The organism is Kitasatospora sp. NPDC017646, from assembly GCF_044329365.1.
Taxonomy (GTDB): Bacteria; Actinomycetota; Actinomycetes; order Streptomycetales; family Streptomycetaceae; genus Kitasatospora.
On record NZ_JBIRJC010000009.1, the window covers coordinates 99282 to 126116 of the forward strand.

At 73.6% G+C, this 26835-nt stretch carries 28 protein-coding genes; 9 read left to right on the forward strand and 19 right to left on the reverse strand.

What is annotated here, in order from left to right; genetic code table 11:
• The first annotated feature begins 24 nt into the window (after window positions 1-24).
• From ACH4J0_RS16625 to ACH4J0_RS16645, 5 genes are all read left to right on the forward strand, one after another.
• Entirely contained in the window at window positions 25-1032 is a 1008-nt protein-coding gene (locus ACH4J0_RS16625; protein WP_396240636.1) for an LLM class flavin-dependent oxidoreductase, read from the forward strand.
• A 635-nt stretch (window positions 1033-1667) separates the two neighbouring features.
• On the forward strand, window positions 1668-2051 hold the full coding sequence (locus tag ACH4J0_RS16630) for a hypothetical protein (RefSeq protein ID WP_396240638.1): 384 nt from the start codon (window positions 1668-1670) through the stop codon (window positions 2049-2051).
• Between the two features lie 106 nt (window positions 2052-2157).
• Window positions 2158-3138: a transcriptional regulator gene (locus ACH4J0_RS16635; protein ID WP_396240640.1), complete on the forward strand. Its 981-nt coding sequence runs from the start codon at window positions 2158-2160 to the stop codon at window positions 3136-3138.
• Window positions 3139-3220: 82 nt separating this feature from the next.
• Window positions 3221-3616, forward strand: a complete 396-nt coding sequence (locus tag ACH4J0_RS16640; protein WP_396240642.1) for a roadblock/LC7 domain-containing protein — start codon at window positions 3221-3223, stop codon at window positions 3614-3616.
• A gap of 109 nt (window positions 3617-3725) precedes the next feature.
• Window positions 3726-4100 (forward strand): hypothetical protein, encoded by a 375-nt coding sequence (locus ACH4J0_RS16645; protein WP_396240644.1) that lies wholly within the window; start codon window positions 3726-3728, stop codon window positions 4098-4100.
• A gap of 62 nt (window positions 4101-4162) precedes the next feature.
• Here ACH4J0_RS16645 and ACH4J0_RS16650 read toward each other — a convergent pair whose 3' ends face one another.
• From ACH4J0_RS16650 to ACH4J0_RS16685, 8 genes are all read right to left on the reverse strand, one after another.
• Window positions 4163-4564 (reverse strand): DUF6188 family protein, encoded by a 402-nt coding sequence (locus ACH4J0_RS16650; protein ID WP_396240646.1) that lies wholly within the window; start codon window positions 4562-4564, stop codon window positions 4163-4165.
• On the reverse strand, window positions 4545-5711 hold the full coding sequence (locus ACH4J0_RS16655) for an NUDIX hydrolase (protein WP_396240647.1): 1167 nt from the start codon (window positions 5709-5711) through the stop codon (window positions 4545-4547). The genes ACH4J0_RS16650 and ACH4J0_RS16655 overlap by 20 nt, the downstream gene beginning before the upstream one ends.
• A gap of 110 nt (window positions 5712-5821) precedes the next feature.
• Window positions 5822-6370, reverse strand: coding sequence for a GNAT family N-acetyltransferase (locus ACH4J0_RS16660; RefSeq protein WP_396240648.1), 549 nt, complete (start codon window positions 6368-6370; stop codon window positions 5822-5824).
• A 134-nt stretch (window positions 6371-6504) separates the two neighbouring features.
• A complete protein-coding gene (locus tag ACH4J0_RS16665; RefSeq protein WP_396240650.1) occupies window positions 6505-7404 on the reverse strand; it encodes an SGNH/GDSL hydrolase family protein in 900 nt (299 codons plus the stop codon).
• Complete coding sequence (locus ACH4J0_RS16670; protein ID WP_396240652.1) at window positions 7379-8602, reverse strand: glycosyltransferase; 1224 nt, start codon at window positions 8600-8602, stop codon at window positions 7379-7381. The genes ACH4J0_RS16665 and ACH4J0_RS16670 overlap by 26 nt, the downstream gene beginning before the upstream one ends.
• Window positions 8599-9825, reverse strand: a complete 1227-nt coding sequence (locus ACH4J0_RS16675) for a glycosyltransferase family 4 protein (RefSeq protein ID WP_396240654.1) — start codon at window positions 9823-9825, stop codon at window positions 8599-8601. The genes ACH4J0_RS16670 and ACH4J0_RS16675 overlap by 4 nt, the downstream gene beginning before the upstream one ends.
• A gap of 112 nt (window positions 9826-9937) precedes the next feature.
• Window positions 9938-10126, reverse strand: coding sequence for a YegP family protein (locus tag ACH4J0_RS16680; RefSeq protein ID WP_396240656.1), 189 nt, complete (start codon window positions 10124-10126; stop codon window positions 9938-9940).
• 88 nt (window positions 10127-10214) lie between these two features.
• On the reverse strand, window positions 10215-11747 hold the full coding sequence (locus tag ACH4J0_RS16685) for an amino acid permease (RefSeq protein WP_396240658.1): 1533 nt from the start codon (window positions 11745-11747) through the stop codon (window positions 10215-10217).
• A 346-nt stretch (window positions 11748-12093) separates the two neighbouring features.
• On the opposite strand from ACH4J0_RS16685, the gene ACH4J0_RS16690 reads away from it, so the two are divergent.
• Window positions 12094-12318 carry a hypothetical protein gene (locus ACH4J0_RS16690; protein ID WP_396240660.1) on the forward strand — a complete coding sequence of 75 codons (225 nt, stop codon included), beginning with the start codon at window positions 12094-12096 and terminating at the stop codon, window positions 12316-12318.
• Window positions 12319-12453: 135 nt separating this feature from the next.
• On the opposite strand, the gene ACH4J0_RS16695 is transcribed toward ACH4J0_RS16690, so the two are convergent.
• Window positions 12454-13395, reverse strand: a complete 942-nt coding sequence (locus ACH4J0_RS16695) for a deoxyribonuclease IV (protein WP_396240662.1) — start codon at window positions 13393-13395, stop codon at window positions 12454-12456.
• A 294-nt stretch (window positions 13396-13689) separates the two neighbouring features.
• On the opposite strand from ACH4J0_RS16695, the gene ACH4J0_RS16700 reads away from it, so the two are divergent.
• Together ACH4J0_RS16700 and ACH4J0_RS16705 are read left to right on the forward strand one after the other, a co-directional pair.
• Window positions 13690-14763, forward strand: a complete 1074-nt coding sequence (locus ACH4J0_RS16700; protein ID WP_396240948.1) for a nitrous oxide reductase family maturation protein NosD — start codon at window positions 13690-13692, stop codon at window positions 14761-14763.
• 25 nt (window positions 14764-14788) lie between these two features.
• Entirely contained in the window at window positions 14789-15823 is a 1035-nt protein-coding gene (locus ACH4J0_RS16705) for a methyltransferase (protein WP_396240664.1), read from the forward strand.
• 93 nt (window positions 15824-15916) lie between these two features.
• Here the strand turns inward: ACH4J0_RS16705 and ACH4J0_RS16710 are convergent, their stop codons facing one another.
• The 9 genes from ACH4J0_RS16710 to ACH4J0_RS16750 all read right to left on the reverse strand — a co-directional run bounded on the left by ACH4J0_RS16710 (window position 15917) and on the right by ACH4J0_RS16750 (window position 22863).
• Complete coding sequence (locus tag ACH4J0_RS16710) at window positions 15917-16633, reverse strand: class F sortase (RefSeq protein WP_396240666.1); 717 nt, start codon at window positions 16631-16633, stop codon at window positions 15917-15919.
• 108 nt (window positions 16634-16741) lie between these two features.
• Window positions 16742-17287, reverse strand: a complete 546-nt coding sequence (locus ACH4J0_RS16715; protein WP_396240668.1) for a hypothetical protein — start codon at window positions 17285-17287, stop codon at window positions 16742-16744.
• Between the two features lie 367 nt (window positions 17288-17654).
• Window positions 17655-17984 (reverse strand): TcmI family type II polyketide cyclase, encoded by a 330-nt coding sequence (locus tag ACH4J0_RS16720; RefSeq protein ID WP_396240670.1) that lies wholly within the window; start codon window positions 17982-17984, stop codon window positions 17655-17657.
• Window positions 17981-18436 (reverse strand): SRPBCC family protein, encoded by a 456-nt coding sequence (locus ACH4J0_RS16725; protein ID WP_396240672.1) that lies wholly within the window; start codon window positions 18434-18436, stop codon window positions 17981-17983. Before ACH4J0_RS16725 ends, ACH4J0_RS16720 begins: the two co-directional genes overlap by 4 nt.
• A gap of 1 nt (window position 18437) precedes the next feature.
• On the reverse strand, window positions 18438-18698 hold the full coding sequence (locus ACH4J0_RS16730) for an acyl carrier protein (RefSeq protein WP_396240674.1): 261 nt from the start codon (window positions 18696-18698) through the stop codon (window positions 18438-18440).
• 41 nt (window positions 18699-18739) lie between these two features.
• On the reverse strand, window positions 18740-19981 hold the full coding sequence (locus ACH4J0_RS16735; protein WP_396240676.1) for a beta-ketoacyl synthase N-terminal-like domain-containing protein: 1242 nt from the start codon (window positions 19979-19981) through the stop codon (window positions 18740-18742).
• A gap of 5 nt (window positions 19982-19986) precedes the next feature.
• Window positions 19987-21243 carry a beta-ketoacyl-[acyl-carrier-protein] synthase family protein gene (locus ACH4J0_RS16740; RefSeq protein ID WP_396240678.1) on the reverse strand — a complete coding sequence of 419 codons (1257 nt, stop codon included), beginning with the start codon at window positions 21241-21243 and terminating at the stop codon, window positions 19987-19989.
• Entirely contained in the window at window positions 21240-21665 is a 426-nt protein-coding gene (locus tag ACH4J0_RS16745; RefSeq protein ID WP_396240680.1) for a cupin domain-containing protein, read from the reverse strand. The genes ACH4J0_RS16740 and ACH4J0_RS16745 overlap by 4 nt, the downstream gene beginning before the upstream one ends.
• Before the next feature lie 31 nt (window positions 21666-21696).
• Window positions 21697-22863: a SchA/CurD-like domain-containing protein gene (locus tag ACH4J0_RS16750; protein ID WP_396240682.1), complete on the reverse strand. Its 1167-nt coding sequence runs from the start codon at window positions 22861-22863 to the stop codon at window positions 21697-21699.
• Window positions 22864-23168: 305 nt separating this feature from the next.
• On the opposite strand from ACH4J0_RS16750, the gene ACH4J0_RS16755 reads away from it, so the two are divergent.
• Complete coding sequence (locus ACH4J0_RS16755; RefSeq protein ID WP_396240684.1) at window positions 23169-24794, forward strand: FAD-dependent oxidoreductase; 1626 nt, start codon at window positions 23169-23171, stop codon at window positions 24792-24794.
• 85 nt (window positions 24795-24879) lie between these two features.
• Here the strand turns inward: ACH4J0_RS16755 and ACH4J0_RS16760 are convergent, their stop codons facing one another.
• Window positions 24880-26538 (reverse strand): APC family permease, encoded by a 1659-nt coding sequence (locus tag ACH4J0_RS16760; protein WP_396240686.1) that lies wholly within the window; start codon window positions 26536-26538, stop codon window positions 24880-24882.
• Between the last annotated feature and the right edge of the window lie 297 nt (window positions 26539-26835).

Below are 26835 nucleotides of genomic sequence, written 5' to 3' on the forward strand. Positions count from 1 at the left end.
GGCAGGGGGGTGTTGTCCACCCACGTGACCAGCGCTACGCCCACGACCAGGCTCTCCGTCCTCGACCGCTCCCGGACCAGACGGGGTGAGGAGCCGGCCCAGGCGCTGCGGAACACGGTGGCCGTCGCCCGGGAGGTGGAGCGGCTGGGCTACCACCGCTTCTGGGTCTCCGAGCACCACGGCGTGCCCGGGGTGGCCGGATCGGCACCGACTGTGCTCGCCGCGGCGGTCGCGGCGGCCACCACCCGGATCCGGGTCGGCACCGGCGGAGTGATGCTGCCCAACCACCGCCCCATGGTGGTGGCGGAGCAGTTCGGGGTGCTGGCGGCGTTGTTCCCGGGCCGGATCGACATGGGCCTCGGCCGCTCGGTGGGCTTCACCGACGGCGTCCGGCGGGCGCTCGGGCGCGAGAAGGACGCCGCGGACGACTTCGGCGGGCAGCTGGCCGAGCTGCTCGGTTACTTCGACGGCTCGCAGCAGGTGCACCGCGACGTCCACGCCCGCCCGGCCGAGGGTCTGCACGTGCCGGCCTTCGTCCTGGCCACCGGTGCCGGCGCCGACCTCGCCGCCGAGGCCGGGCTGCCGCTGGTCATCGCCGCCGCGCGCGGGGAGGAACGGATGCTCGCCGCGATCGAGAGCTACCGCAGCCGCTTCCGTCCCTCGGCGCAGGCCGCCGAGCCGTACGTGGTGGTCTCGGGCACGGTCGCGGTGGCCGAGACCGAGGAACGGGCACGAGACCTGCTCGTCCCTGAGGCCTGGGCCGGCGCGTACTCCCGCACCCACGGGGAATTCCCGCCGCTGGCCCCGACCGCCGAGGTCCGGGCACGGGCGATGAGCGAGCGCGAGCGGGCCGCGTTCGAGCAGTCGCTCAAGGGCCACATCGCGGGCACTCCGGAGCAGACCGCCGCCGGGCTGGCCGCCCTGGTGGAGCGCAGCGGCGCCGACGAGTTCCTGGTCGCGACCAGCACCTACGACCGCACGGCGCTGCTCGACTCCTACCGGCTGCTCGCCGAGGCCGTCGGCCAGGTCTGAGGGAATCCGGGGCGGTGTCCGGAGGGGCGCCCAAACGGGTGCCCCGATGAGTGCCCGGCGCGGCGAACCGGAGCCGTGCCCGCAGGTGACCCGGAACCGATTTCTGACCAGGTGTGATGACCTGCTAGTGTTCTTCACGTCGAGGGGAAATGATCTTCCGAAGCGGAGATTCCTCGAACACGCGTCAGCGGTGCTACCAGAGCACGTCCCACTTTCAGTGGGAAGAGTCCGTGCAACCCGGGCCTGGCGCTCCACCCGAAGGGGCCCGTTCCGTCCAGCGGAACGGGCCCCTTCGTCATGTCCGCCCGCCGAGCCGCCGACGGATCCGGCCTCTTATCGCACTTTCGGCATCGAAACCCCGGGTCGCATGTCGGTATCGGCCAAGGTCCCGCACCAGGTAGCCGAGGGGCGGCGCTCCGTGACGGTGGACCGGCCAGGGACTTTGCCGCCCCGGCAAGCTTGACGGCCCGTCACACCTTGGCCGGAACTCGCTGGATCTGGTGTGAATATGCCATTGGAATGTTCGTCATACGGAATCCGGCAGTAGCCTTCCGTGTCGAACCTGCCACTGCTGGTGGCGACCTGGCCGGAGGCGCGCTGCGCCCGGCCGCCCAGACCCCCTCGAAGGAGCCGGTGTGCCGGGTATCGACGAATGCCTCTCCGGAGCGATGGCGATCGCCGGAGCCCGCTCGGCGAGCCTGGTCGACTGGAGCAGCGGACTCGCCCTCGGCAGCCTCGGCGACAGTCCGGTCGGTGAGCACGAGACCGCCGCCGCCGAGGCAACCGACCTGGTGCGTGCGGCCGTTGAGAGCCAGACCTTCACCGTAGCGGAGGACCGGCACTCCCCGCTGGAGGACATCATCGTCACCGCCGGCCGCAGCTACCACCTGATCCGTTTCATCGACACCGCCTTCGACAGCCGGCTCGTGCTGCACCTCTGGCTCGACCGCGAGTCGGGCAACCTCGCCGTCGCCCGCTTCCGCCTCCAGGCCCTGGCCGAGGACCTGGTGCTCGGGTGAGCACCGGGCCCGCACCGACCACCGCATTCCGGCCAGCCGACTGCGCGGACACCTCGCCAAGGGCCCGCCGGGAGACCCGGCGCCGGACCGACGGGCGGTGGCCCGCATGACCGCCGCCCCGCCCCTGGCGGAACCGACTGGCCGCGCCGAGCCCGCCGCGCCGAGGAATCCCGGCGAGGTCGTCGCCCTGCTCGCCGCCCGCCGCGCCACCGGCGCCCTGCACGGGCCGCTGGGCATCCTGCACCTGGTCGACGGCCAGGTGGCCGCCGCCGAGTCCCCCCGCGCGCCCGGCCTGGCGGACCTGCTCACCGGCTGCGGTCGGATCACGCCCGAGGACTGGGCCGAGCTCCTGCACCGCCACGGCCCGCAGGGGCGGGTCGGCGAGGCGTTGGCCGAACGGCAGCTGATCACCCGCGGAGAACTCGAACTCGGCCATCTGGGAACGCTGTTCGACGCCGCCTACTTCGTCCTCGCCGACCGGTCCGGCGGTACGTGGCGGTTCGAGTCCGACGCTCGGCACTGGCTCGGGCCGGTGGCGCTGGTCGATCCGGCGCGGCTGGGCCGCGAGGTCGAGCGCCGACGCAGACTCCTCGACGGGATCTGGCCCTGGCCGCAGCTCGACACCGCACCCGTCCGTCCGGTCGAGCACAACCGTCGCCCCTCGCACCGCCCGCCGGGCCGCCGCCGGCGCGAACTGCTCGACCACGCCGACGGCCGAAGAACCCCGGCGGACCTTGCCCGGCTGCTCGGCCGCTCCGGCTTCGGTGTGACGGCGGACGTCCGCCGCCTGGCCGCGGCCGGTCTGCTCGACGCCCCGCGGCACGCGGCGCCGACCGCCACGCCCGCGGCCGCGGGCCCGGGACGACCGGACGGCGGCCTGCACCGCAGGGTCCCCGGCGCCACCCTCCGCAGCACCCCGGCCACCGGCCCCGCGGCAACCGGGTTCGCCGCCCCTGCCGCCGCCGGCCCCGCCCCCGCCGGCCCCGATCGCCCGCCCGCCACGGCAGCGGCCCACCCGCTGACCGTCCCCGACCCGGACATCGCCCTGCTGACCCGGGTCCGAGACCTTCTGGAGGCCCGACTTTGAGCCACTCCCCGCCCGCGACCCCGCCGTACCGGCCATGAGGCGGGCGCTCAAGCAGCGTGTCGGAAGGAGACAACTGATCGCCTTGGAGACCGAGCTGCTCGCCGAACTCCGCGCCGTCAAACGTCGCGTCCCGCACCTCGCGGGCGGCCTGGTGGCCAGCGTGGACGGCCTGCTGGTCGCGCACGACACCCACGGGGCCGAGCCCTCGGGCCTGGCCGCGATGACGGCGGCCTCGCTCTCGCTCGCCCAGCGGCTCGCCGACACCACCGGCCAGGGCGAGTTCCGTGAGTCGGTGGTGCGCGGCGAGCACGGTTACGTCGCCACCTACGCGGCCGGCGGCAGCTGCGTGCTGACCCTGCTGGCGCACCCGGACGTGAACGTCGGCCGGCTCCACCTGGAGGCCCGCCGCTGTGCCCGGCGCATCGCCGAGCTGCTCAACGACGCCCTGACGCCCAAGGATCCGCGCGAACCGGGCTGACCGGCCCTGACCGAACGCCCCTGACCGACCGGCCCTGACCGAACGCCCCTGACCGAACGCCCCGACCAACCCATCGACAACTCGGAACAAAACCACAGGAGTTGAAAGAATGACCGACGCAGCAGGCGCACTCAAGCAGGCCATGACCTCCATCGAGGGCGCCATCGGCGCGGCCCTGGTGGACTACAACAGCGGCATGGCGCTCGCCACCCTCGACGGCCCCGGCGGCCTGGACCTCAACGTGGCCGCGGCCGGGAACACCGACGTGGTGCGCGCCAAGATGCGGACCATGGACATGCTCGGCCTACAGGACGGCATCGAGGACATCCTGATCACGCTGTCCAGCCAGTACCACCTGATCCGCCCGCTCGCCGGCCGCACCGGCAAGGGCCTGTTCCTCTACCTCGCGCTGGACAAGGGCCGCGCCAACCTGGCGATGGCCCGCCACCAGCTCACCAGGATCGAGGCCGACCTGGAGGTCTGACCGCCTACGGGCCGCGGACGAGGTCCCGGGCGAGGCCTCCCGGACGAGGCCCCGGCGGCGGCTCACGCCCCGCCGGGCTCCGTCCACCGGACCTCCCCGCCCGGCAGCCCCGCGCACACCGCCCCCTGGGCGGTCAGCACGCTCCACGGCGCGACCAGCGCGTGCGGGTGGACGGACAGCGCACCGCCCTCCGCGAAGCCCAGCTCCAGGCCGCCGGCCAGGGTGATCCGGGCGGCGTCGACGGTCCGCCCGACCAGCGCGAGCAGGGCGGGAGTCGGCCGGAAGGTCAGCGCCGGGAAGAAGTGCTGGACCTCCTTCGGCGTGGCGAAGGAGGGTGTCGCGAAGCGGAACTCGTGCGTCACATGCACGGTCACCGGTCCGTCGAGCCGCAGGTCGAGCCGGCTCCCGCCGCTGACCGCCTCGACCCGCCGCCCGGTCAGCACCTCAGTGATCGCGTTCTGCATGCCCCCAGTGTTCACCGGCCGGACGGTACCCAACCGCCTGCCCGCCCACCAGCTCGGCCGGCCCGACCGACCGCTCCCGGGCGGCCAGCGCGGCCGCCACCCGGTCCCAGGAGGGCCCGGGCAGCAGCGCCCGCGCCTCGGCGGGCTCGCAGAGCCGCCACTCCACCAGCTCCTGTTCCTGCAGCACGATCGAGCCGAGCAGTTCGTCCGTCACCGTGCCGCCGTCGTAGAGGTACACCAGGACGGCGGTGTCCCGGCCCGTCGCCGGATTCGCGCCGGGGTCGGCCGCCGCCCCCGGCTGCCAGTCCAGCGCCAGCAGCCGTCCGGGTTCCACCGCCCAGCCCAGCTCCTCGCGGATCTCCCGCCGGGCCGCCGTCCGGGGCGTCTCCCGGGCAGCCTCGACCCCGCCGCCCGGCAGCGTCCAGTACTGATCGTCCGGCCCGGACCACGGCCGCAGCCGCACCAGCAGCACCCTCCCGTCGGAGTCCGTGAACAGGGCCCGTGCCTTTGCCCGGATCCGAGGCCGGGTGGCGTAGTAGGTGTCACGGTCCATGGGCGGATCCGCCTGCGCCTGGGCCGGTCCCGTCCCGGGCGCTGTCCCCAGGCCCGGCGCGGCGGCCAGCCCGGTGTACTCGGGCATCGGTCCGTCGGCGGGCAGCTCCCGCAGGGTGTGCCCGACCGGCCGGCTGTCCTCCAGCTCCAGCGGTCCGGCCGCCCGCGGCGCCCGCAGACAGGCCGTCACCCGGCGGGACAGCCGGGGCGGCAGGGCATGGGCCGCCTCCTCCGTCGTCAGCCACACCCACCCGCCGACCTCCGCCGCGTCCGGCCGGATCGCCGCCACCTGCTCCGCCGTCAGCGGCTCACCCCAGTACAGGTACGCCACGATCGGCGGACGGCTCGGGGACAGCGCCCAGTCGACGCACGCCAACGGCCCCAGCCGCGGCGTGAACCCCAGCTCCTCGGCGATCTCCCGCACCGCGGTCTCCCGCGGCGAACGGTCGGCCGGCTCCCACCCGCCACCCGGGATCGCCACCGGATGCTTCCGGTCGTACGGCAGCCGCACCACCAGCACCCGCCCCTGCCCGTCCGGGAACAGCACTCCGGCCGCCGCCAGCACCGCCCGCCCCGCCCTGTCCGACGTCTCCACCCCGGCTCCTTCCACCACATCGCTCCCCGGGGACGACACCCCCGCGAACCCGATGGTTCCCGTCCGGCCCCCGCGCCGACCACCACCGGGGGGTGATGTGGCCGGCTCCGTCAGACACGCCCCGGCCGGGCACCGAGGATCCGCTCCCACAGCAGAGCGTCCCGCCAGCTCCCGTCGAGGAGGATCGAGGAGTGCGCGACGCCGTACGGACTGAACCCGTTGCGGCGCAGCACGCGCTGCGAGGGCAGGTTCTCCAGGCCGGTGGACGCCTCGGCGCGGTGCAGCCCGAGTTCGTCCGTCATCACCCGGAGGACGAGCCCGACCGCACGCCCGGCGTGCCCCTGGTTCTGGGCGGGGCGGGCGATCCAGTAGCCGACGGAGCCGCGGCGCAGGTGCGGCTGCGGCAGGATGCCTCCGACGGTGACCTGCCCGATCACCTGGTCGTCGGCGAGGACGGCGCCCGGCCAGACCGTGCCGGCCCGGTATCCGGCCAGCAGCCCGTCGATCCGCTCCGCCTGGCCCCCCGGGGTGAAGAAGGCGGCCGGCTGGGCCGGTTCCCACGTCCGGAAGGCCTCGACGTCCCTGGCCCGGTGCCCGGCGATCGGTGCGGCGTCGGCGGGTTCGATCAGGCGGATGGTGGTGGTGCCGCTGCTGCGCACGGGCAGGTTCTCCTCGCGGTGGGTCGGCCGGGTCGGCGCAGCCTATGCGAGGATGCCCAGCGCTCGCGTGGCCCGGGCTCGCTGGCCCTCCCTCCCGACCGGCCGCCGAGCCGGGGGCGCCCGGCCGGAAGCCGTCAACCCAGCCCCGCCAGGGCCTGGGCCGTCGCCCGGGCCATCTGTTCGTCGTGCCGCCCGCTGGAGCCGCGCAGCCGGGCGGTGCCCTCGGCGGCCGCCAGGGCGAGCAGGCCCGGCAGCAGGTCGGTGCTGCGGGCAGCGACCCAGCGGGTGCCCTGAGTGGCCATCCACCACAGGTCGGCGGCCAGGCCCGGTGGGGGTTCGGCGGGCTCGGCGACGGGTGGCGGGCCCAGGGGGTGGCCGGCCGCGGTGAGCAGCTCGTGGAAGCGGCGGGCGATCAGATGGTGGCCCTGGGCGCTCGGGTGGAGGCGGTCGACGCTCAGCAGTCCGCGCTGGGTGCACCAGGGCAGTTCGGCGATGTGGAGGTGGATCGCCCGGTGCCGAACGGTGAGGGCGTGCACCACGGTGTTGACCGCCCGCATCCGCCGGGCCAGTGGCCGGGCGAGCGGTGCGGGGAGCCGGAGCAGCGTGCCGGGGTCGGGCAGGCAGGCGGTCAGCAAGACGGCGCCGCAGCGGGAGAGTTCGCCCAGGGTGGCGTCCAGCTCCAGGGCGGTGCGCCGGATGTCGAACCCGGTCCGCAGGGTGTCGTTGCCGCCGACCAGGACCGCCGCCAGCTGGGGCCGCCGGGCCAGCGCCGCCGGAAGCTGACGCGTTGCCAGATCCACGGTGAGGGCTCCGCTGTACGCCAGGTTGGTGAACTCGACCGCTCGTCCCTCGGCCGCCCGCCCCTCGGGTGCCAACGACCGGGCGAGGACGGCGGCCCAGCCGCGCCACCGCGCGGCGACCTGGTCCCCGACCCCCTCCGTCAGTGAGTCCCCGAGCGCGACGAAGCGCAGCAGTTCGCCGGCCGCCGGCCGGTCCTCCGCCGACCGGTCAGGCCCGGCGTCCAGCAGGCTCATCCCCGTCCCCCTCCGCCCCGGCCGGGTCCCGTACCGCCACTGCCGCGCCGGAGTTCCGCACCCCGTGCGCGACCAGGAAGGCCTCCACCGCCGCCGGCCAGCCGTACCGTTCGGCCTGTGCCCGGGCGGCCGCCCGCCGCGCCTCCTCCGGCCGGGCCAGCAACTGCCGGACGGCGCCGGCGAATCCGGCACCGGTGTCGACGGCCGCCACCCCGGCGCTGCCGATCAGTCCGGGCAGCGCGGAGGAGCGGCTGACCACGACCGGGGTGCCGCAGGCCAGCGCCTCCATCGCGGCCAGCCCGAAGGTCTCCACCGGTCCGGGCGCCAGCACCACGTCCGCGCTGCCCAGCAGTCCGGCCAGTTCCGCGCGCCCGTCGAGGTGCCCGAGGAAGCGCACCGGCAGTCGCAGCCGCGCGGCCCGGGCGGCCAGCCGCTCCCGCAGCGGGCCGGTCCCGGCCACCACCAGGACGGCGGGCAGCCCGCGCGCCCGCAGTCGGGTCAGCGCCTCGACGGCGCGCTCGGGCCGCTTCTCCGCGGAGAGGCGGGAGCAGAGGACGAGCAGGACGTCCTCGGGCGCCGCGTACCGGGCCCGCCGCACCGCCCGGGCGGCGGCCGGCAGCGGCCGCATCGCCGCCAGGTCCACCCCGAGCGGGGCCCGGACCAGGTTGGGCACGCCGATCCGCCGGAACTCCGCGGCGGCCCAGTCGGTGGTGCACAGCACCGAGTCGTAGGCGCGGGCTGTGGCGGCGTTGAGCCGGTCGGCGGCCGCGGTGGCGAGCGGACCGGGTACGCCCCAGGTGCGCAGCACCCCGGTGGCGCTCTCGTGCGAGACCATCACCGAGCGGACGCCGTGCCGCCGGGCCCAGCCGCCGGTCCAGCGCAGGGTCGTACGGTCGGAGACCTCCAGTCGGTCGGGGCTGAGCCGGGTGAGTTCGGCGGCCACCGCCCGCCGGTCGGTGAGCAGCCGGTAGCCGCCTGTGGCGGGCAGCTCCGGGCCGGGCAGGGTGATCACCAGGCCCTGTTCGGTCTCCTCCTCCGAGCGCCGTTCACCGGGCACGATCAGCACCGGCCGGTGCCCGGCCGCCCGGTAGCCGGCGCCCAGGTGGCGCAGCGCGGTGCGCAGACCGCCGGAGACCGGGGTGACGAAGTTGGCGAGCCGCACGATCGTCAACGGCCCGGTACGGGACAGGGGGGTCATGCCGGCAGTTCCTCCGGCAGGACCGGTGCCACCGGCTCGGCCGGAGCCGCCCCCGGCGGAGGGAGGGGAACGGGCAGCCCCCGGTGCTCCGCCAGCACCTCGGCGTAGTGCCGCAGCAGCAGGTCCCCGACCGCTTCCCAGGTCCGGGCGGTCACCTCGGCCCGTCCGGCCTGCCCGTACCGTGCCCGCCGGTCCGGGTCGGCGGCCAGCTCGGCCACCGCCCGGGCCACCGCCGCGCCGTCCCGGGGTGGCACCAGCAGTCCGGTGCGGTGGTGGGCGACCAGGTCGAGCGGGCCGCCGGCCGCCGGACCGATCACCGGTACGCCGCTGGCCATCGCCTCCTGGATGGTCTGGCAGAAGGTCTCCAGCGGGCCGGTGTGCGCGAACACGTCCAGGGTGGCGAAACAGCGGGCCAGTTCCTCGCCGGTGCGGCGGCCGAGGAACACCGCGCCGGGCATCGAGGTCTTCAGCCCGGGCGCCGACAGCCCGTCCCCGACCACCACCACCCGCACCCCGGGCAGGGCGGAGGCGGCCGCCAGCAGGTCCACCCGCTTCTCGGGCGCCAGCCGTCCGACGTACCCGACCAGCACCTCCCCGCCCGGGGCGAGCGCCCGGTGCAGCGCCTCGTCGCGGTGGCGCGGGTGGAAGCGCACCGAGTCCACCCCGCGCGGCCACAGCTGCACCCGGGGCACCCCGTGGGCGGTCAGGTCCTGCGCGGCCGGAGTGGACGGCGCCAGGGTGCGGGCGGCGGCCCGGTGCACGGCCCGGATCCGCCGCCAGGCCGCGGCCTCCCCGAGGCCCCGCCCGGCCCGGTAGGCGTGGGCGTACCCGGCGAGGTCGGTCTGGTACACGGCGACGGCCGGCACCCCCAGCCGCGACGCGACCTGCATCCCGCGCGCACCGAGCACGAACGGGCTGGCCAGGTGGACGATGTCCGGCCGGTGCCCGGCGAGCGCGGCCGTCAGCTGCCGGCTCGGCAGTGCGATCCGCACCTGCGGGTATCCCGGTAGCGGCATCGAGGGGATGTGCACCACGGGGATCCGCTCCGCCTCGGTGCCGGCGCCGAAGGTCCGGGGCGGGCACTGGGCGCCCCGTGCTGGGGCGGGGGTGACGACGAGGGGCCGGTGGCCCCGGCGGACCAGGTGCTCGGCCGTCCGCAGCACGCTGTGGGCGACTCCGTTGACCTCGGGCGGGAAGGATTCGGTGACGATGGCGACGCGCATGCCTGTGTTGTGTCCGCGCCCGGCGTGCACCCGGCCAAAGGGATCTGTCGTACAGGCGAACGCGGGTCGGCGGTTTGGACCACCGACCCGCGTCTCAAGCGCTGTCCGAACCTCAGGCCGATCCGGCCGTCTCCTTGAGCTCCGCGTACGGTGCGAGCTTGCGGATCGACTCGATGCTCTTCAGGCAGTCGTCCCTGCTCTCCTGCGGGTCGCCGGTCACCACGACGGACCCGTTGCTCGCCTTGAGGCGGAACCGGTGCATCCCGCTCTCGTCCGTGTACAGCTCGAATTTCCCGGCCATGCCAGTAACAGCCTTTCGCTCGATGGCCCCCTGGCACCGCAACCTAGGCCCCGCCCCGGCGACCCGCCCGCCGACCGGGGCGTTCGGGTCAGGAGGCGCCCTCGGTCGACCCGGTACGGCGGCGCCCGGCGAGCCAGACGTAGACCAGGATCCCGGCGAACAGGAACAGCACGCCCTGGTAGACGGCCGCGTAGCCGGCGCCGGCCAGGAGCCAGAGGGAGAAGGCGAAGGCGCCGAGGCCGAGGACGGCGTCGCGCACCAGGTGGGCGCCGTTGACCTTGTCGGTGGCGCCGCGCACCAGCCAGTACAACTGGGCGGCGGTGGAGAGCAGGTAGGGCACCACCGCGGTGAAGGTGGTGACCAGCACCAGCGTGTCGAACGCGCCCTTGGCGCCGCTGGCGAAGTTGGCGATGGTCAGCACCGAGGCCAGGGCGACGCTGACGATCACGCCGAAGGTCGGCACGCCGCGCTTCTCCCTGCCGAAAGCGGCCGGGAACAGCCCGTCCCTGGCGGCCGCGTACGGTGCCTGGGCGGCCAGCAGGGTCCAGCCGTTGAGCGCGCCGGTCATCGAGATCAGTGCGGCGACGGCGATCACCGTCCCGCCCCAGGTGCCGCCGAACATCGCGTTCACGGCGTCCGAGAACGGCGCGCTGGAACTGATCAGCTTCTGGTGCGCGACGGTGCCGAACACGGCGAGTGTGCCCAGCAGGTAGACCACGGCGGCGCCGCTGGTGCCGAGCACGCTGGCCCGGCCGACGTTGCGCTCGGGGTCGCGGACCTGCCCGGCGCTCATCGCGGCCGACTCCACGCCCAGGTAGCTGAACAGCAGGATCGCCGCGGCGGCCGTCATGCCGCCCATCCAGCCCTGGCCGTTGCCGTCGAAGGGACCGACGTTCTTCGGGTCGAAGAAGAACAGCCCTCCCACCGAGACCAGCAGCAGTGGGATGAACTTCAGCACGGTGGATACGAGTTGGACCGCCCCGACGAAGCGTGTGCCGGCCAGGTTGGCCAGCGCGGGCAGCCACTGGAAGGCCAGTGCGGCGGTGATCTCCAGCGCCGTGTCGTGGCCGATCGGCACCAGCACGTCCAGGTAGCCGACGGCGGCCACGGCGAGCGCGGCGTTGCTGACCCAGGTGGTGATCCAGTACGACCAGGCCGACAGGAAGCCGGCGAAGTCCCCGAACGCCTCGCGGGCGTAGACGTACGGCCCGCCGGTGCGCGGGGTGCGGCGGGCCAGCTGCCCGAAGACCAGCGCCAGGGCGATCGCGCCCACGGTGAGGACGACGAAGGCGAGCAGGCTGACCGTCCCGAACGGCGCCACGGCGGCCGGGATCATGAAGATGCCGCCGCCGATGATGTTGCCCATCACCAGCGCGGTGGCGGTCGGCAGCCCGAAGCGGCCGTTCTTCGCCGGAGCCGGAGCCGGAGCCGGAGCCGGAGCCGGAGCCGGAGTCGGCGCCGGAGTCGGCGCCGGAGCGGGGGTGGCCGGGTCCGGGCCGGCTTGATCGGTGCCGGCCGGGCTGTTCGGTCGGGTCGCCTGCCGGGTCGCGGCGGGGCTGGTCTGCATGAGGGTGGTGCGCCTTTCGTGGTCCTGCTCGTGCTCGGTGGAGCGACCGTCCATGCTCGGACCGGGCGGCACCTCGCACCAAATCGACGGGATTTGTTCATCCGGCCCGGCGGATCACCGCAAGACTTGCGGTCGGACACCGGTCGTACGGGCACTCGTCCCGTGCGCCCCGCGAGGCCGTTCGACCGGGAATGCGGGTGCACGACCGTGTTCGTCCGGCCGGGGGAGATGTGTCACCCGGATGTCGCAGAGCGGTTGCGGCGTGCGCCCCGGCCGCGCGCTCGCGTGCCAACGTTGGCGCGGCGCCTCCCCGGTGGGGCGTGGCCCGGTCCGCCGGGCGGTCGAACTGGCCGTTCGGGGGCGTGGGTTGAGGACCAGAGACGAACCAAAAGGACATCAGATGTCGCTTCGTGGGAAGATCCGCAAGCTCGCCGTGATCGCCGTCATGACAGGTGCCGCCGCTCTCGCGGCGCCGGCGCCGGCGATGGCGAACTGGCACGCCTCGCACCATGAGTCCGGCCAGAGCCTGGAGTCGGGCTCGGCCAGCGTCGGCCTGTTCGGCCCGAAGGCCAGCTGGTTCAACTTCCACGAGCACAGCAAGGACAACTGCCCCGGCGAGTGCTGATCCGGCCGAGCCGAGAGTGGGCCCGGAGCCGTTCGCGGTCTCCGGGCCCACTGCTGCCCTGCCCGGGCGGCGACCGACGAGGGCGCGGCCGGGCCCGGGAGAGCCGCCGGTCACCAGCCGGCGGGCCGGCAGGCTTCAGGGCGTGACGGCCGCCCGCTCGCGCAGTTCCCGCAGTACCGCGATGTCCGTCGCATGGCCGGTGCCGTCCCCGCCGTGCTTGCGGTCCGGGGTCTCCACCAGCAGCGGCACCCCGGCCGTCTCCGGGTGTTCGAACAGCTCCCGGAACGGCTCCGCGCCGATCATCCCGGCGCCGATGTTGGCGTGCCGGTCCTTGCGGGCGCCGACCGCGTCCTCGGAGTCGTTGGCGTGGATCAGCCGCAGCCGGCCCGGACCGGCGGCCGAGGCCAGGGCGTCCAGCGCGGCCGTCACCCCGCCGGGCAGCGCCAGGTCGTGCCCGGCGGCGAAGGCGTGGCAGGTGTCCAGGCAGACGCCCACCTTGGGGTGCCCGTCCAGCGCCTCCACGTACTCGGCCAGCTGCTCCAGCCGCGAGCAGAGCGAGCTGCCCTGGCCGGCGGTCGGCTCCAGAAGCAGCCAGGGCGCGTCGTCGCCGAGTGCGTCCAGCTCGTCCAGCAACGGCCGGACGTCGGCGCGGACCTGCGCCATCGCCTCGGCCCGGCGCGAGCCGCCGTCGGGGGCCGTGCCGACGGCCGAGCCGGTGTGCAGCACGACGCCGAGCGCGCCGATCGCGTGGCCGCGGCGCAGCGAGTGCCGCAGCGAGTCGGCCGAGCGCTCCCGGGTGGCCGGATTGTCCGAGCCGAAGTTGATCAGGTACGGCGCGTGCACCCAGGCCGGGATGCCCTGCTCGGCACAGGCCGCGCGGAACGCCTCGTCCTGAGCCGGGCTGCCCGCCGGAGTGGCCCAGCCGCGGGGGTTGGCGACGAACACCTGCACCGTCTCGGCGCCGACCTTCTCCGCGTACGCCAGACCCGTCCCTGCCAGCCCGCGGCCGGCCACCGGGACGTGGGCCCCGATCGGGTTGCGGCGGGCGGCGACGGACGGTACGGGCACGGTGCTCATGGCCCCGAGGATGTCACGGGCCGGGCCGGGGGCGGCGCGCGGGCCCGGCGTCCCGGCGGGTGAGCTCGCCACGCCGGGCGTCCCTCCGGTGGCCGACACTCCGTCAGTCCGGCAGCCCAGCCCTGGTGGCGGCCCTTCCGGTGCGCCCGTACCGTCGAGTCGGCCGTACTACCGACCGTCACCACCCGCACACAGCGGGTCGGGCCGGCTCCCCGAACACCAGACCGCTCCACCGCCCCACCCGCCAGACGCTCCTTCCGCGCGCGCCGAAAGATCAGGACACCATCCATGCCCATGTGTCGGGTCCACCACCTCGCCGCGGCCACCGCCGCCGCCACCGCCCTGACCACCGCCCTCGCCACCCTGGCCGTCGCACCTGCGGCCCACGCCGCCGGCGGCACCCTGTACCTCGTCCAGCCGGGAGAATCGATCCAGCAGGCCGTCGATGCCGCCCGGCCCGGCGACACCGTCGAACTGTTCCCCGGCACCTACCGCGGCAGCGTCCGCATCACCACCCCCGGCCTCACCCTGCGCGGCGCCGGACCGGCCAGCGTGATCACCCCCGGGGCCGGCACCGAGAACGCCTGCGCCACCGCCGGCCACGGCCTCTGCGTGGCCGGCACCGAGGCCGCCCCGCTGCCCGACGTCACCATCGAGGCCCTCGCCGTCACCGGCTTCGCCAAGAACGGCATCGACGCCAGCGGCACCACCGGGCTGACCGTCCGCGCCACCTACGTCCACGACAACGGCCAGCAGGGCATCAGCCAGGAGGCGTCCACCAAGGCCGTCGTCCTCGGCAACCGCGCCACCGACAACGGCCAGTCCGGTGTCTTCCTCGCCAACTACGCCTACCGCGAGGGCGGCGCGCCCGACACCGGGGGCACCCTGGTCGAGGGCAACGAGCTCAGCGGGAACCGGGTCGGGGTCACCGTGCGCCGGCTGCGCGGGCTGACCGTCCAGGGCAACGAGATCAGCGGCAACTGCAGCGGCGTCTTCGTGGTCGGCGACGAGGGCGTGCCCCGCGCCGGGGACCTCGACATCCGCAAGAACCGGGTGGTCGCCAACAACAAGTTCTGCCCGGCCAATCCGCGCCTCGGCGCCATCCAGGGCGCCGGCATCGTGCTGACCGGCACCGAGGACACCCGGGTCACGGGCAACGAGGTCCACGACAACGTCGGCAGGACGGACTTCTCCGGCGGCATCGTGCTGTTCAAGAGCGCCGTCGGCATCCCCAACACCCGGGCGACCGTCACCGACAACAAGCTGAGCGGCAACGGCCCGGCCGACCTCGCCGACCGCGACACCGGCGCCGCCAACATCTTCACCCGCAACACCTGCTCGGTCTCCGAGCCGTCCGGCCGTTGCTGACGCCCCCGATCGGGAAGGACCATCCATGACCACCGCCCCCGTCAACGCCACCCCCCAAGCCGCGATGCGGCTGCGCGAGCTCGTCTTCGGCGCCGCCTGTGCCGCCGCCGTCCGCGCCGCCGCCCGGCTCGGTGTCGCCGACATCCTCGACGACACCCCTGCCAGCGTCACCGAACTCGCCGCCCGGCTCGACATCGAACCTCGCCAGCTGCGCCGCCTGCTGCGCGCGCTCACCTGCTACGGGCTCTTCGCCGAGACCCGCGACGACCACTTCGAGCACACCGAGATGTCCCGTCTGCTGCGCGAGGACGCCCCCAACTCCCTGCGCCACATCGCCCTCTGGTGCACCGAGCCGTGGACCTGGGAGGCCTGGCCGAAGCTGGACGAGGCGGTGCGCTCCGGGCGCAACGTCTTCCCCGAACTGTTCGGCAAGGAGTTCTTCGACTACCTGCACAGCGACGCCGGCGACTCGGCGAAGGTCTTCGACAAGGCGATGACCACCTCCAGCCGGCAGTCCGCCCAGGACTTCGCCGAGTACCTGGACCTCACCGGCATCGACTCGGTCGCCGACATCGGCGGCGGCCAGGGCCACGTGCTGGCCAGCCTGCTGGAGAAGCACCCGGCCCTGCACGGCACCCTCCTCGACCTCCCCAAGGTCGTCGCCGGCGCCGACCCCCGGCTGCAGGAGGGCGGCGCCTTCTCCGCCCGCGCCCGCCTCGTCCCGGGCGACTGCCGGATCGAGATCCCGGTCCGCGCCGACCTCTACATCATCAAGAACATCCTGGAGTGGGACGACGACAGCACCCGCCGCACCCTCGCCAACGTGGTCGCCGTGGCCCGTCCCGGCGCCCGGGTCGTGGTGGTGGAGAACCTGGTCGACAACAGCCCGTCGATGCGCTTCACCACCGCCATGGACCTGATGCTGATGCTCAACGTCGGCGGCGCCAAGCACTCCGAGGAGAGCATGGTCGAGCTGATGGAGGAGGCCGGGCTCGACGTCGTCGCCGTCCGCCCGGTCAACCCCTACCTGCACGCCTTCGAGGCCACCGTCCGGGTCTGACCCGGGCCACCCCGGGCCCGAGGTCACCGACGGCACACGACGGCCGCTGCTCCCCGATCCACCGGGGAGCAGCGGCCGTCGGACGTGTCGGCGTCAGGCCTTGTGCGAGGACTCCAGGTGGGCGAAGACCACCACGTTGTCCCGGTAGTCCCGCCGTTTCTTGTCGTACGTGCCGCCGCAGGTGATCAGTCGCAGCTGGGCGTCAGGGGTCTTGCCGTACACCTTCTGGTCGGGGAAGGCGTCCTTGGCGAAGGTCTGCACCGAGTCGACGGTGAACACCGCCACGGTGCCGTCCTCGCGTCTCACCTCGACCTTGTTGCCCGGAACCAGGAGGCTCAGCAGCAGGAACACCGCCGGGCCCTTGGTGGTGTCCACGTGCCCGGCGACCACCGCGCTGCCGCGCTCGCCAGGGGTGACGCCGTCCCGGTACCAGCCGACCAGGTTCTTGTCGTCCGGCGGCGGGGCGTTGAGCTGGCCGGCCGGGTTGAGGGTGAGCTCGGTGAAGGGCGCCTCCACGCCGATCTGCGGGATCCGCAGTCGGGTCGGCTTGGAGCGCTTGAGCGCCGGTGCGCCCCGGGCCGCGGTGGGCGCCGCCGGCCGGACGGCGGTGGGCGCCGCCGGCCGGCCGGCAGTGGCCGACGGGACCGGGGCGGCGGGGGCGACGGCCGCCGGGGGAGCGGCCTTCCCCGCGAGCGGGCCGGTGCCCGGCTCGGTGTCCACCGCGTTGTAGATCAGCAGCAGGCCGGCCGCCGCCGTGGCCATCCCGCCGCGCAGCAGCCGGGTCGTTCCGGAGCCGGGACCGCCAGTCATTCCTGTCCTCCGCTCGAAGTCTTCGTCAGGTGCCTGTTCCGTAAAGGCCCGCCGCCCCCGTGCGCCCCACCCGGTCGGGGAGGCGCCCAGAGGCGGCGGTAGTAGGCGTCAGACCGCAGCGGCGCCGGACGCGCGGCGCCCGCGGCGCAGCGCGTACGCGCCGACCCCGAGGCCGCCGATCAGCAGCACAGCACCGGAGGCGAGGCCACCGCCGGACAGCGTCGTACCGCCGCCGCCGGTGTGCACGCCGCCGTGCGGGCTGCGCCCTTCGTTGCCTCGGCCTTCGTTGCCTCGGCCTTCGTTGCCGCGGCCTTCGTTGCCTCGGCCTTCGTTGCCCCTGCCTTCGTTGCCTCGGCCTTCGTTGCCGCGGCCCTCGTTGCCTCGGCCTTCGTTGCCGCGGCCCTCGTTGCCCCTGCCTTCGTTGCCTCGGCCTTCGTTGCCGCGGCCCTCGTTGCCTCGGCCTTCGTTGCCCCGGCCCTCGTGGCCCTCGTGGCCTTCGTCGCCGCGGCCGTCGGAGCCCCTGTCGGACTTCTCCTGCCAGCTGAGGTTCTTGCCCTGGTCCGAGGAGGAGCCGTCGGCGAAGGCCATGGGAGTGCCGAGGGTGAGGAGGGCGGCGGCGGCCGCTCCGGCGAGCAGCGTGCGTGCAGAACGCATGAGATCGATCCTTTCGACGCGCGAACCGCGACCGCCGACAGGGTGCCGGTCATGGGACTCGCGGGAAGTGGCGTCTGATCCACCGTCAACCACGGCGCGGCCACCTGCCACCTGAGAGTGGCGGCACGGGTACGGACGGTGATCCCTTCGGGTGGAGTCCTGCGAGTGTTCACCCGAATGCCCCGGCGATCCGGGTGAAAACGCGCTGGTGTCGGGCGGTGGACGCGGGCGCAGGGGGCGACCGGATGGTAGGTGCTGGCAGACGGGTGACGCGTCCGCGCGCCAACGCGGTGCGTGCGAGTACCAGGGCACGCACATGGGGCCGCCCCCGGCGTACGGCCGGGGGCGGGCCCAGACGGGACCGGCCTCAGCGGTCCCAGCGGTAGAACTCTCGTGCCATCGCGTCCTTCGGCTCGCGCCAGGTGGCGGGGTCGTAGGCCTGGACGAAGGCGGTCAGGCGGTCGCTGACGGACCGGAACTCCGGGTGGCCGAGGACCTTGGCGACGGCCGGGCCCGGCGGGCGGTCAGCCTCGATCAGGTGCAGGTAGACGTCGCCGAACTGGAAGAGGCTGCGGCCGGTGACGCCGATCAGGTGCGGCAGTTCGCCCCGGTCGGAGTCGGCGAAAACCTCGGCGATGTCCGGGGCGGCCTCGGGCTTCATCCGCGCGACGATCAGGGCGCGGTGGGTCCCGGTCACTGCTCGGCCGCCCGCTTCTCGACCTTCTCGCGGATCAGCTGCATCTGGATCCGCGAGTTCCTGTTGATGTGGCCGACCATGCCTTCGTCGTCCACCGGCGCGGTGGGCTTCATCGCGAAGTCCTGGATCCAGCGCATCCTGGTGCCGGCCGGGACCTCCGCGTACTCCCAGCGGATCTCCATGAACTCGAACGGGCCGGGCTCGACCCGGCGGGCCTTGACCGCGAGCGAGGAGCGGTCGGTGACGCGCTCGGAGACCCAGCTCCACACCTTGCCGTTCTCGTCCGGGTGCATGGTGAGCCGGAAGCGCACCCGGTCGCCGTCGCGCTCCAGCACCTCGACCGAGGCGTACTCGCTGAACAGCTCCGGCCAGTTCTCCAGGTCGTTGGTCATCTCCCAGACCAGGTCGAGCGGAGCGTTGATGACGATCTCGTTGTCGGTGTGTCCGGACATCTCAGGCGCCTGCCTTCGCGGAAAGGGAGCTGTTGACCAGCTCCAGGAACTCGGACGGGGTCTTGGCGGACTCGGCGCCGGAGGCGACCTTGAGACCGTGGCGGTTCTCCAACTCGCCGACGACGCCGAGCAGTCCGAGCGAGTCGACGCCGAACTCGTCGAACTGGGCGCCCGGCTGCTCCAGGTCGCCCGGGGCGACGGTGACGCCGGCCCGGGCCTGGAGCAGGGCGGCCAGCTCGGGATAACTGAGGGTGGTGCTCACGGGTTTCCCTTCGAAGGTTCAGCGGATCGGGTACGGGGGAGTCAGGGCCGCTCCCCGCGCCGGAGCACCAGCGCGGAGTTGGAACCCATCAGCCCGCGGCTGAGCACCAGTGCGGTGCGCAGTTCGGACGGGCGGGCGCGGCCGGTCACCAGGGCGAGGTCGTGGCAGACCTCGGTGACGTTGGGGGTGGGCGGCAGCACGCCGTCCTCCATGGCCAGCACGGCGGCCGTCACGTCCAGCACCGGGGCGCCGCAATAGGCCCTGCCGGTGCCGGACTTGGGTGCGGTGACCGGGACGCGCTCGGCGACCGGACCGAGCGCGTCGGCCAGCGCCAGAGCCTCGGCCCGGTCGGCGGCGGGGACGCCGAGGGCGTCCGCGAAGACCACGTCGATCTCCTCGGGCGCGATCCTGGCCTCGTCCAGCGCGTTCCGGATCGCGGCGGCCAGCCCCTCCCGGGACTTCTCCCAGCGGGAGGCCCCGGTGAAGGTGGCGCCGTGTCCGGCCAGGTGCGCCCTGACGCTGGCACCGCGCCGCCGGGCCGCCTGTTCGTCCTCCAGCAGCAGCATCGCGCCGCCCTCGGCGGGGGCGAAGCCGCAGGCCTGCGTGGTGAACGGCAGGTAGGCCGTCTCGGGCCGGTCGGCCAGGCTCAGCTCGGGGTAGCCGAGCTGGCAGACCACGGAGTACGGCGCCAGCGGGGCTTCGGCGGCGCCGACCACCACGGCGTCGGTGCCGCGCTCGACCGAGCGGGCGGCGTGCGCGAGGGCGTCCAGGCCGCCGGCCTCGTCGCTGGCGACGACCCCGCACGGCCCCTTGTAGCCGCCGCGGATCGAGATCTGTCCGGTGCTGGCCGCGTAGAACCAGGCGATGGACTGGTACGGTCCGACGAACCGAGGCCCCTGGCCCCAGAGTTGCTGGAGCTCGCGCTGACCGAACTCGCCGCCGCCGGATCCGGCCGCAGTCACCACGCCGACGGCGTAGGGCTGTTCGGGGTCGGACCGGAACCCGGCGTCCGCCACCGCCAGGTCGGCGGCGGCCATCGCGTAGTGGGTGAAGCGGTCGGTCTGTACGAGGAAGCGACTGTCGATCACCGACTGAGGGTCGAAATCCCGCACCTCACCCGCGACTTTGAGCGGCATGTCGGTGCAGCCCTCGCGGGATATCCGGTCGAGGACGCTCACGCCCTGCCTGGTGGCCTTCCAGAAGGCGTCGGCACCGACACCGTTCGGCGCCACCACGCCGAGGCCGGTGACCACCGCCCGGCGGCCCTGCTGACGTGACGTCATGGCATTCACCCCGTTCTGTTGAGCACGACGGCGGACTGGAATCCGCCGAATCCGCTGCCGACCGAGAGGATGTGGCTCAGCGGCAGCTCGCGCGCGGTGCGCGGCACGTAGTCGAGATCGCACTCCGGGTCCGGCGTCTCGTAGTTGGCGGTGGGCGGGACCACGCCGTGGGCCAGCGCCAGCGTGCAGGCGACCACCTCGATCGCGCCGATCGCGCCGAGCGAGTGCCCGACCATCGACTTGATCGAGCTCATCGGCGTGTCGAAGGCGTGGTCGCCCAGCGAGCGCTTGACCGCGGCGGTCTCGTGCCGGTCGTTCTGCTTGGTGCCCGAGCCGTGCGCGTTGACGTAGTCGACGTCGGTGCGGTTGACCCGGGCGTGGTCGAGCGCGTGGTCGATCGCCCGGGACATCTCCAGCCCCTCCTTGGTGAGGCCGGTCATGTGGTACGCGTTGCCGAAGGTGGCGAAGCCGCCGACCTCGCCGTAGATCCGGGCGCCGCGGCGGCGGGCGTGCTCCAGCTCCTCCAGCACCAGGACGGCGCCGCCCTCGCCGAGGACGAAGCCGTCCCGGTGGGCGTCGAAGGGGCGGGAGGCGTGCTCCGGGTCGTCGTTGCGCTCGCTGGTGGCCTTGATGGCGTCGAAGCAGGCGACGGTGATCGGGGAGATCGGGGAATCGGAGGCGCCGGCGACGCAGATGTCGGCGCGCCCCTCCTCGACCGCCTGGAAGCCGTAGCCGATCGCGTCCAGTCCGGAGGTGCAGCCGGTGGAGACGGTCTGCACCGGGCCGTGCGCACCGACCCGCTCGGCCACCGCGGAGGCCAGCGTGCTGGGCGCGAAGGCCCGGTGCAGCTGCGGCTCGGCCTGCCGGTGGTCCACGTCCCAGCGCGCGCCGGTGGCGCTGACCAGGGCGTAGTCGTGCTCCAGCCGGGTGGTGCCGCCGACGGCGGTGCCGAGCGAGACGGCGATCCGCCACGGGTCCTCGGCGGCCAGGTCCAGTCCGGCGTCGGCGACCGCCTCGGCGGCCGCGACCATCGCGAACTGGACGTAGCGGTCCGCCCCTTGGACGTCCTCGGGGCCCAGTCCGTGGGCCCGCGGATCGAAGTCGCACTCGGCCGCGATCCGGGAACGGAACCCCGTCGGGTCGAAGAGCGTGATGCCCCGGGTGGCGGTGCGGCCGGCCGTCAGGAGGTCCCAGAAGGCGGGGATCCCGATCCCCCCGGGCGCGACCACACCGATCCCCGTGACGGCGACGCGCCGGGTCACGAGCCCACCTTGGCGTGTTCCGGCGGGCCGGAGGTCGCGGACTCCTCCGTACTCACGTGTCCCAGGTCGGGGCGGGGAGCGAGCGGGCCGCAGTGGAAGACCATCCGGGCCTCGGTCTTGCCGACGTTGCGGAATCGGTGGCGCATGTTGATCGGGATCATCAGGCCCTGGTCCGGCTTGAGCGGGTGGGCCTTCCCATCCAGGTCCACCTCCAGGTCGCCGGAGACGACGAACACGAACTCCTCGGAGTACGGGTGGTAGTGCTCGTTGATCCGCTCCCCGGGCTTGATGATGGCCAGGCCCATGAAGCCGCTGGTCGCCCCGCAGCTGGGAGGGGTGAGCATGGTGCGCAGCTCGGCGCCGTGGCGGCGGTTCTCCGGGGCCTCGTCGACGTTGATGATCCGCGGGTACTGCGTGGTCATGATGGTTTCCTCCAGGGGAATCGGCTGGGCGTCAGTCGCTCAGCGAGCTGCGGTCGGTGACCGGGCTCATGGCGTGGGCGGCGAGGAACGCGCTGAGGCCGGCGACGGTGCGCAGGTCGTCGGCCGGCCCCAGGTCCAGCAGCCCGGCCAGCTCGGCCGCCTCCTGCCCGCCCGCCACGCCGAGCGCGGCTGCCGGCTCGGCCTCGGCCGGCACCCGCAGGTCCACCAGGCGCACCACGGTGTCGTCGCGCTGGAAGACGGTGGCCGCCGCGACCGGGCCGGTCGGGTCGGCGGTGGCCAGGTTGTCGTGGTCGAAGAGCAACTCGGCGACGGCCTGCCCGCGGCCGGAACGGACCGGGTAGAGCACGGCGTGCCGGTGCAGCCGACCGGAGGAGGGGGAGCTGGCGATCGCCTGGTGCCGGGCCGGCAGCGCCGCCTTGGCGAAGAAGGCGCGGGCGGACTGCGGGTCGCCGAACTGCCGGGCCTCCTCCAGGTACGGGTTGAGCTCCTCCTCGACCGCCCGCACCTCGGGCTGCATCGCCACGTGACGCAGCGCGTCGCCCAGGTTGCCGACCACCTCGACGGCCCGCACCACCCGGTTGCCGTGCATGAACAGCGAGGTGCGGTGCAGCCGGGTGTGCTCGTCCACCTCGGCCCTGGGGGAGGCGTAGGCGGACAGGATCCGGGCGACCTCGGACTCGCTGCCGGGCTTGACCGTGAAGGTCAGCGCGTGGCGCACCACGCCGTCCGGGCCCGGCTCGGCCCTGGGCGGGCCGACGTGCCCGGCGGGCTCGCTGCGCGGCAGGCCCGGCGGCACCTCCATCGGGGCCCGGGTGCCGGTGGAGCCGGCCGCCGAGGTCTGGCGCAGGACGGCGTAGCGCAGCGAACGGAAGTTGTCGCTGACGCAGCCGTGCATCGGCTTGACCATCTCGCGGTGGGCGGGGCTGTCCACCCACTCCAGGAAGGTCTCCTGGTCCTCCCACTCGCTGGTGATCAGCCACTGGCGGGGGTCGTTGATGGACTGGCACAGCTGGTCGCTGACATGACCGGGCACCGCGGCCACCTGGTGGCGCAGCTGCTCGTAGACGTCGAGGAAACGCTGCTGGGCGCCGTCCTGGATCTCCAGCATCAGCACCACCCTCAGCCGGGTGTCGGACTCTTCGTGCTGCTTCGGCTGCGGTTCGGACAGAGTTGTCATGATCCACTTTCTGCTCTCGGCCGCTCGCGGCGGGCCCTGAGGGCCTCGTCCGGCGGGTGCTCCTGGCCTGGGGGGAGGGGGTGCGGTGGCGGTCGGCCCGGGGCAGTCGGCGCCAGGCCTGAGGTCGATCGTGAGCGGCCGACCGGGCGCGGCGCGAGATTTGCGAGCCATCCGGGCGAAGAGGGGGCACAGCCCCCCTCGGGTGGGGGATGGAAGAGCGGGGCCCCCGGCTGAGCGGGCCCGTCGAGGGCGGCGCCGAGTCCAGCTGCCGGGCCGCGGAATCCCCTTACAGGGTGGAGCAATTGATGAAACCGAAGGTTGACGACCGGGTGCCGGTCCTGATCGTGGGCGGCTCCTTGGTCGGGTTGTCGGCCTCGCTCTTCCTCGGCCGGCTGGGTGTCAGACACCTGCTGGTCGAGAAGCACGCCGACACCTCGCATCACCCGCGCGGACGAGGCAACAACGTCCGCACGATGGAGCTGTACCGGGTGGCCGGAATCGAGCCGGCGATTCGCGAGGCGGCCTCGGTGCTCGCCCCGAACCACGGCATCCTCCAGGCGCCCTCACTGACCGGCGAGGAGCAGGAGTGGCTGTTCCGGGAGATCGACCCAGGCGGCAGGCTCGCCCGGTTCAGCCCCAGCTCCTGGTGCCTGTGCAGCCAGAACGACCTGGAGCCGGTGCTGCTGCGCGCGGCCCGCGAGCTCGGCGGCGACGTGCGGTTCAGCACCGAGCTGGTCTCCTTCGAGCAGGACGCCGAGGGCGTCACCTCCCTGCTGCGCAGCCGGGAGACCGGCGAGGAGCGGGTGGTGCGCTCCGAGTACCTGATCGCCGCGGACGGCCCGCGCAGCCCGGCCAGGGTCCGCCTCGGCATCGGCCAGACCGGCAGGGGCGAGCTCTTCCACAACGTCAGCATCACCTTCCGCGCCAAGCGGCTGGCCGAGGTGGTCGGCGACCGTCACTTCATCGCCTGCTACCTGACCAACCCGGAGGCGGACGGCGCGCTGCTGCCGGTGGACAACCAGTCCGAGTGGGTCTTCCACGCGCCCTGGCACCCCGAGCACGGCGAGCCGCTGGAGGCCTTCACCGACGAGCGCTGCGAGCGGCACATCCGCACCGCGGTCGGCCTGCCCGAACTGGACGTCGAGATCACCGGCCGGGCGCCCTGGCACGCCGCCGAACGGGTCGCCGAACGGTACGGCGCCGGGCGGGTCTTCCTCGCCGGGGACTCCGCCCACGAGATGTCCCCGACCGGCGCCTTCGGCTCCAACACGGGCATCCAGGACGCCCACAACCTGGCCTGGAAACTGGCCGCCGTGCTGTGCGGCTGGGCCGGGCCCGGCCTGCTGGAGACCTACGGCCAGGAGCGCCGCCCGGTCGCCGAGGTCACCAGCGAGCGCGCCTCGGCCCGCTCCGCCGAGCACAGCCACCCCGGCTACGCGGTGGTCCCGGGTGTCGGCCGCCAGGCCGGGGTGCTGGCCGTGGCACTCGGCTACCGCTACCCGCGCGGGGCGGTGCTCGGCACCGACCCGGCGGGCGCCGTCGTCCCCGAGACCTTCGAGTCGGCCGGCGAACCCGGCAGCCGCGCCCCGCACCAGTGGCTGCTGCGCGCGGGGGTACGGCTGTCCACGCTGGACCTGTACGAGCAGGCGATGGTGCTGCTCACCGGCCCCGAGGGCACGGCCTGGCAGCAGGGCGCCCGGCGGGCGGCCGACCGGCTGGCCGTCCCGCTGGACGCCTACCGGATCGGCGACGGCGCCGAGGACGACCTGGCCCCGGAGCCGGGCACGGACTTCGCCGCGCTGCACGGCCTCGGCCCGGGCGGCGCGCTGCTGGTGCGCCCCGACGGCTTCGTCGCCTGGCGCTCGCCGGGACCGGTCGCCGACCCGGAGGCCGAGCTGGAGGCGGCGCTGCGGGCGGTGCTGGATCTGTGAGCGGACGAGGACGGGCCCGCCGGTCGACTCAGTGACCGGCGGGCCCGTCCCGTCAGGTGTTGGTGATCAGGTGACGATCAGGTGATCAGTGGCCGCCCGCGTCGACCACCTCGACGTCCGCGACCTCCCGCTCGATGTCCTCGGCGGGCAGCGCCACCCGGATCGCCCAGTAGTAGATGGCCAGCGAGAACGCTGCCACGAGCCCCATGTCGTACCACATCGGGATCCGGCCGGTGCCGTCGCCGAAGCCGCCCTGCCAGGAGATCAGGCCGAGACCCACCAGGTAGACCGGCAGCCACTGGGCGGCCTTCCAGTTGAGCCGCGGCGCGTTCGGCAGGCCCTTCTTGATCGCGTACGCAGCGTAACCGCCGAGCAGGGCGTAGCCGAGCACGATGGCGATGCCCAGGCGGGACAGGGTCTGCCAGCCGGCCCAGTAGATGATCAGGCTGGCGACCACGAACGAGGCGGGGGAGATCACGTTGCCCAGCGGCAGCCGGTAGGAGCGCTCACGGTCGGGCAGCCGGCGGCGCAGGGCGCCGAAGGCCAGCGGGGCGCCGGCGTACATCAGCACGCTGGCGGAGGTGATGAAGCCGACCAGCTGCTGCCAGCTCGGGAAGGGCAGGAAGCAGATCACGCCGGTCACGAAGGACAGGATCAGGCCGAACCAGGGCACGCCGTTCTTGTCCAGCTGCTCGAACTTCTGCGGCGCGTAGCCGTTGCGGCTCAGGCCGTAGGAGATCCGGGAGGTCGAGGTGGTGTAGATCAGGCCGGTGCCGGCGGGGGAGATCACCGCGTCGACCTTCAGCACGTAGTACAGCCAGCCGAGGCCCACCAGGGTGGCCAGACCGGCGAAGGGGCCGTCGATGCCGGGGAAGTCCAGCTTCGCCCAGCCGTTGGCGAACGCGCTGACCGGCAGCGCCCCGATGAAGACGACCTGCAGCAGGGTGTAGATCAGGGTGCCGATGGCGACCGACCCGAGCACGGCGCGGGGGATGTCGCGCTTGGGGTTGCGGCTCTCACCGGCGATCTGGATGGCCTGCTCGAAACCGAGCAGCGCGAAGATGATGCCGCTGGTGCTGATCGCGGCCAGCACGCCCTTGGCGCCGAACGGGGCGAAGCCGTGCGAGGTGAAGTTGGAACCGTGGAAGCTGGTGATCGCCAGCATGAAGATCGTGAGCAGAGGAACGAAGATCTTCAGCCAGGTGGCGATGCTGTTGGTCCGGGCGAGGACCTTCACGCCGAGGAAATTGACCGCGACGAACACTGCCATCAGCGCGGTCGCGACGATGAATCCGCTGGTGGTGAGGGTGCCGTTGGCGTTCTGCAGTCCGCTGGCCCAGGGCGCGTCCTTGGCGTAGCCGATCATGGCCTCGACCTCGATCGGTGCCACGGTGGCCGCCTGGAGCCAGGAGAACCAGCCGAAGGACATGCCGGCCAGGCCGCCGAAGGCGTAGTGCGGGTAGCGGGCGGTGCCGCCCGAGACCGGGAAGAGACCGCCGAGCTCGGCGTGCACGAGTGCGAGCAGCACGATCCCGACGGCGCCGATGCCCCAGGAGATGACGGCTGCGGGTCCGGCGGCGGTGACGGCGCTCTTCGCGCCGAAGAGCCAGCCGGAGCCGATGATCGAGCCGACCGAGGCCCACATGAGGCCGACGAGTCCGACGTGGCGCTTGAGCGACCGGTGCGCGGTGCCGGCGGTGCCGGAGCTCTGGTCGGGCGGCGAGATCTGGTTGAGGGAAGCCATGGGCGATCTCTCTGTGTGTGGGGGCTCCGGGGTGGGTGGAGCGCGGAGAGTTGCCACACAGTAGGGCTATTCATAGACCTCTGCACAGATTTCATTACTGAATGTTTACTTTCTTTGCCGATTATCCGTTCAGGTAGGGGGCCTCCTGTTCATGGGCGTGTTACGTGACTCGTGAGTAGGTTCAGCATTTGAGCATGAATTGAGCCTCCCTTCGAGCTCTGGCAATATGGAGCGCTCATCCGTTCATAGAATTGACGGCTTCCGCATAAGCATGCCTTCGGGGGCAGGCAGTGCAGA

Excerpts from the sequence above, each read along its gene's own strand:
- ACH4J0_RS16635 (WP_396240640.1), top strand. The coding sequence starts at position 2,158 with ATGACCGCCGCCCCGCCCCTGGCGGAACCGACTGGCCGCGCCGAGCCC.
- ACH4J0_RS16645 (WP_396240644.1), top strand. The coding sequence starts at position 3,726 with ATGACCGACGCAGCAGGCGCACTCAAGCAGGCCATGACCTCCATCGAG.
- ACH4J0_RS16650 (WP_396240646.1), bottom strand. The coding sequence starts at position 4,564 with ATGCAGAACGCGATCACTGAGGTGCTGACCGGGCGGCGGGTCGAGGCG.
- ACH4J0_RS16665 (WP_396240650.1), bottom strand. The coding sequence starts at position 7,404 with ATGAGCCTGCTGGACGCCGGGCCTGACCGGTCGGCGGAGGACCGGCCG.
- ACH4J0_RS16670 (WP_396240652.1), bottom strand. The coding sequence starts at position 8,602 with ATGACCCCCCTGTCCCGTACCGGGCCGTTGACGATCGTGCGGCTCGCC.
- ACH4J0_RS16675 (WP_396240654.1), bottom strand. The coding sequence starts at position 9,825 with ATGCGCGTCGCCATCGTCACCGAATCCTTCCCGCCCGAGGTCAACGGA.
- ACH4J0_RS16680 (WP_396240656.1), bottom strand. The coding sequence starts at position 10,126 with ATGGCCGGGAAATTCGAGCTGTACACGGACGAGAGCGGGATGCACCGG.
- ACH4J0_RS16685 (WP_396240658.1), bottom strand. The coding sequence starts at position 11,747 with ATGGACGGTCGCTCCACCGAGCACGAGCAGGACCACGAAAGGCGCACC.
- ACH4J0_RS16690 (WP_396240660.1), top strand. The coding sequence starts at position 12,094 with ATGTCGCTTCGTGGGAAGATCCGCAAGCTCGCCGTGATCGCCGTCATG.
- ACH4J0_RS16695 (WP_396240662.1), bottom strand. The coding sequence starts at position 13,395 with ATGAGCACCGTGCCCGTACCGTCCGTCGCCGCCCGCCGCAACCCGATC.
- ACH4J0_RS16700 (WP_396240948.1), top strand. The coding sequence starts at position 13,690 with ATGTGTCGGGTCCACCACCTCGCCGCGGCCACCGCCGCCGCCACCGCC.
- ACH4J0_RS16705 (WP_396240664.1), top strand. The coding sequence starts at position 14,789 with ATGACCACCGCCCCCGTCAACGCCACCCCCCAAGCCGCGATGCGGCTG.
- ACH4J0_RS16710 (WP_396240666.1), bottom strand. The coding sequence starts at position 16,633 with ATGACTGGCGGTCCCGGCTCCGGAACGACCCGGCTGCTGCGCGGCGGG.
- ACH4J0_RS16715 (WP_396240668.1), bottom strand. The coding sequence starts at position 17,287 with ATGCGTTCTGCACGCACGCTGCTCGCCGGAGCGGCCGCCGCCGCCCTC.
- ACH4J0_RS16725 (WP_396240672.1), bottom strand. The coding sequence starts at position 18,436 with ATGTCCGGACACACCGACAACGAGATCGTCATCAACGCTCCGCTCGAC.
- ACH4J0_RS16735 (WP_396240676.1), bottom strand. The coding sequence starts at position 19,981 with ATGACGTCACGTCAGCAGGGCCGCCGGGCGGTGGTCACCGGCCTCGGC.
- ACH4J0_RS16745 (WP_396240680.1), bottom strand. The coding sequence starts at position 21,665 with ATGACCACGCAGTACCCGCGGATCATCAACGTCGACGAGGCCCCGGAG.
- ACH4J0_RS16750 (WP_396240682.1), bottom strand. The coding sequence starts at position 22,863 with ATGACAACTCTGTCCGAACCGCAGCCGAAGCAGCACGAAGAGTCCGAC.
- ACH4J0_RS16755 (WP_396240684.1), top strand. The coding sequence starts at position 23,169 with ATGAAACCGAAGGTTGACGACCGGGTGCCGGTCCTGATCGTGGGCGGC.
- ACH4J0_RS16760 (WP_396240686.1), bottom strand. The coding sequence starts at position 26,538 with ATGGCTTCCCTCAACCAGATCTCGCCGCCCGACCAGAGCTCCGGCACC.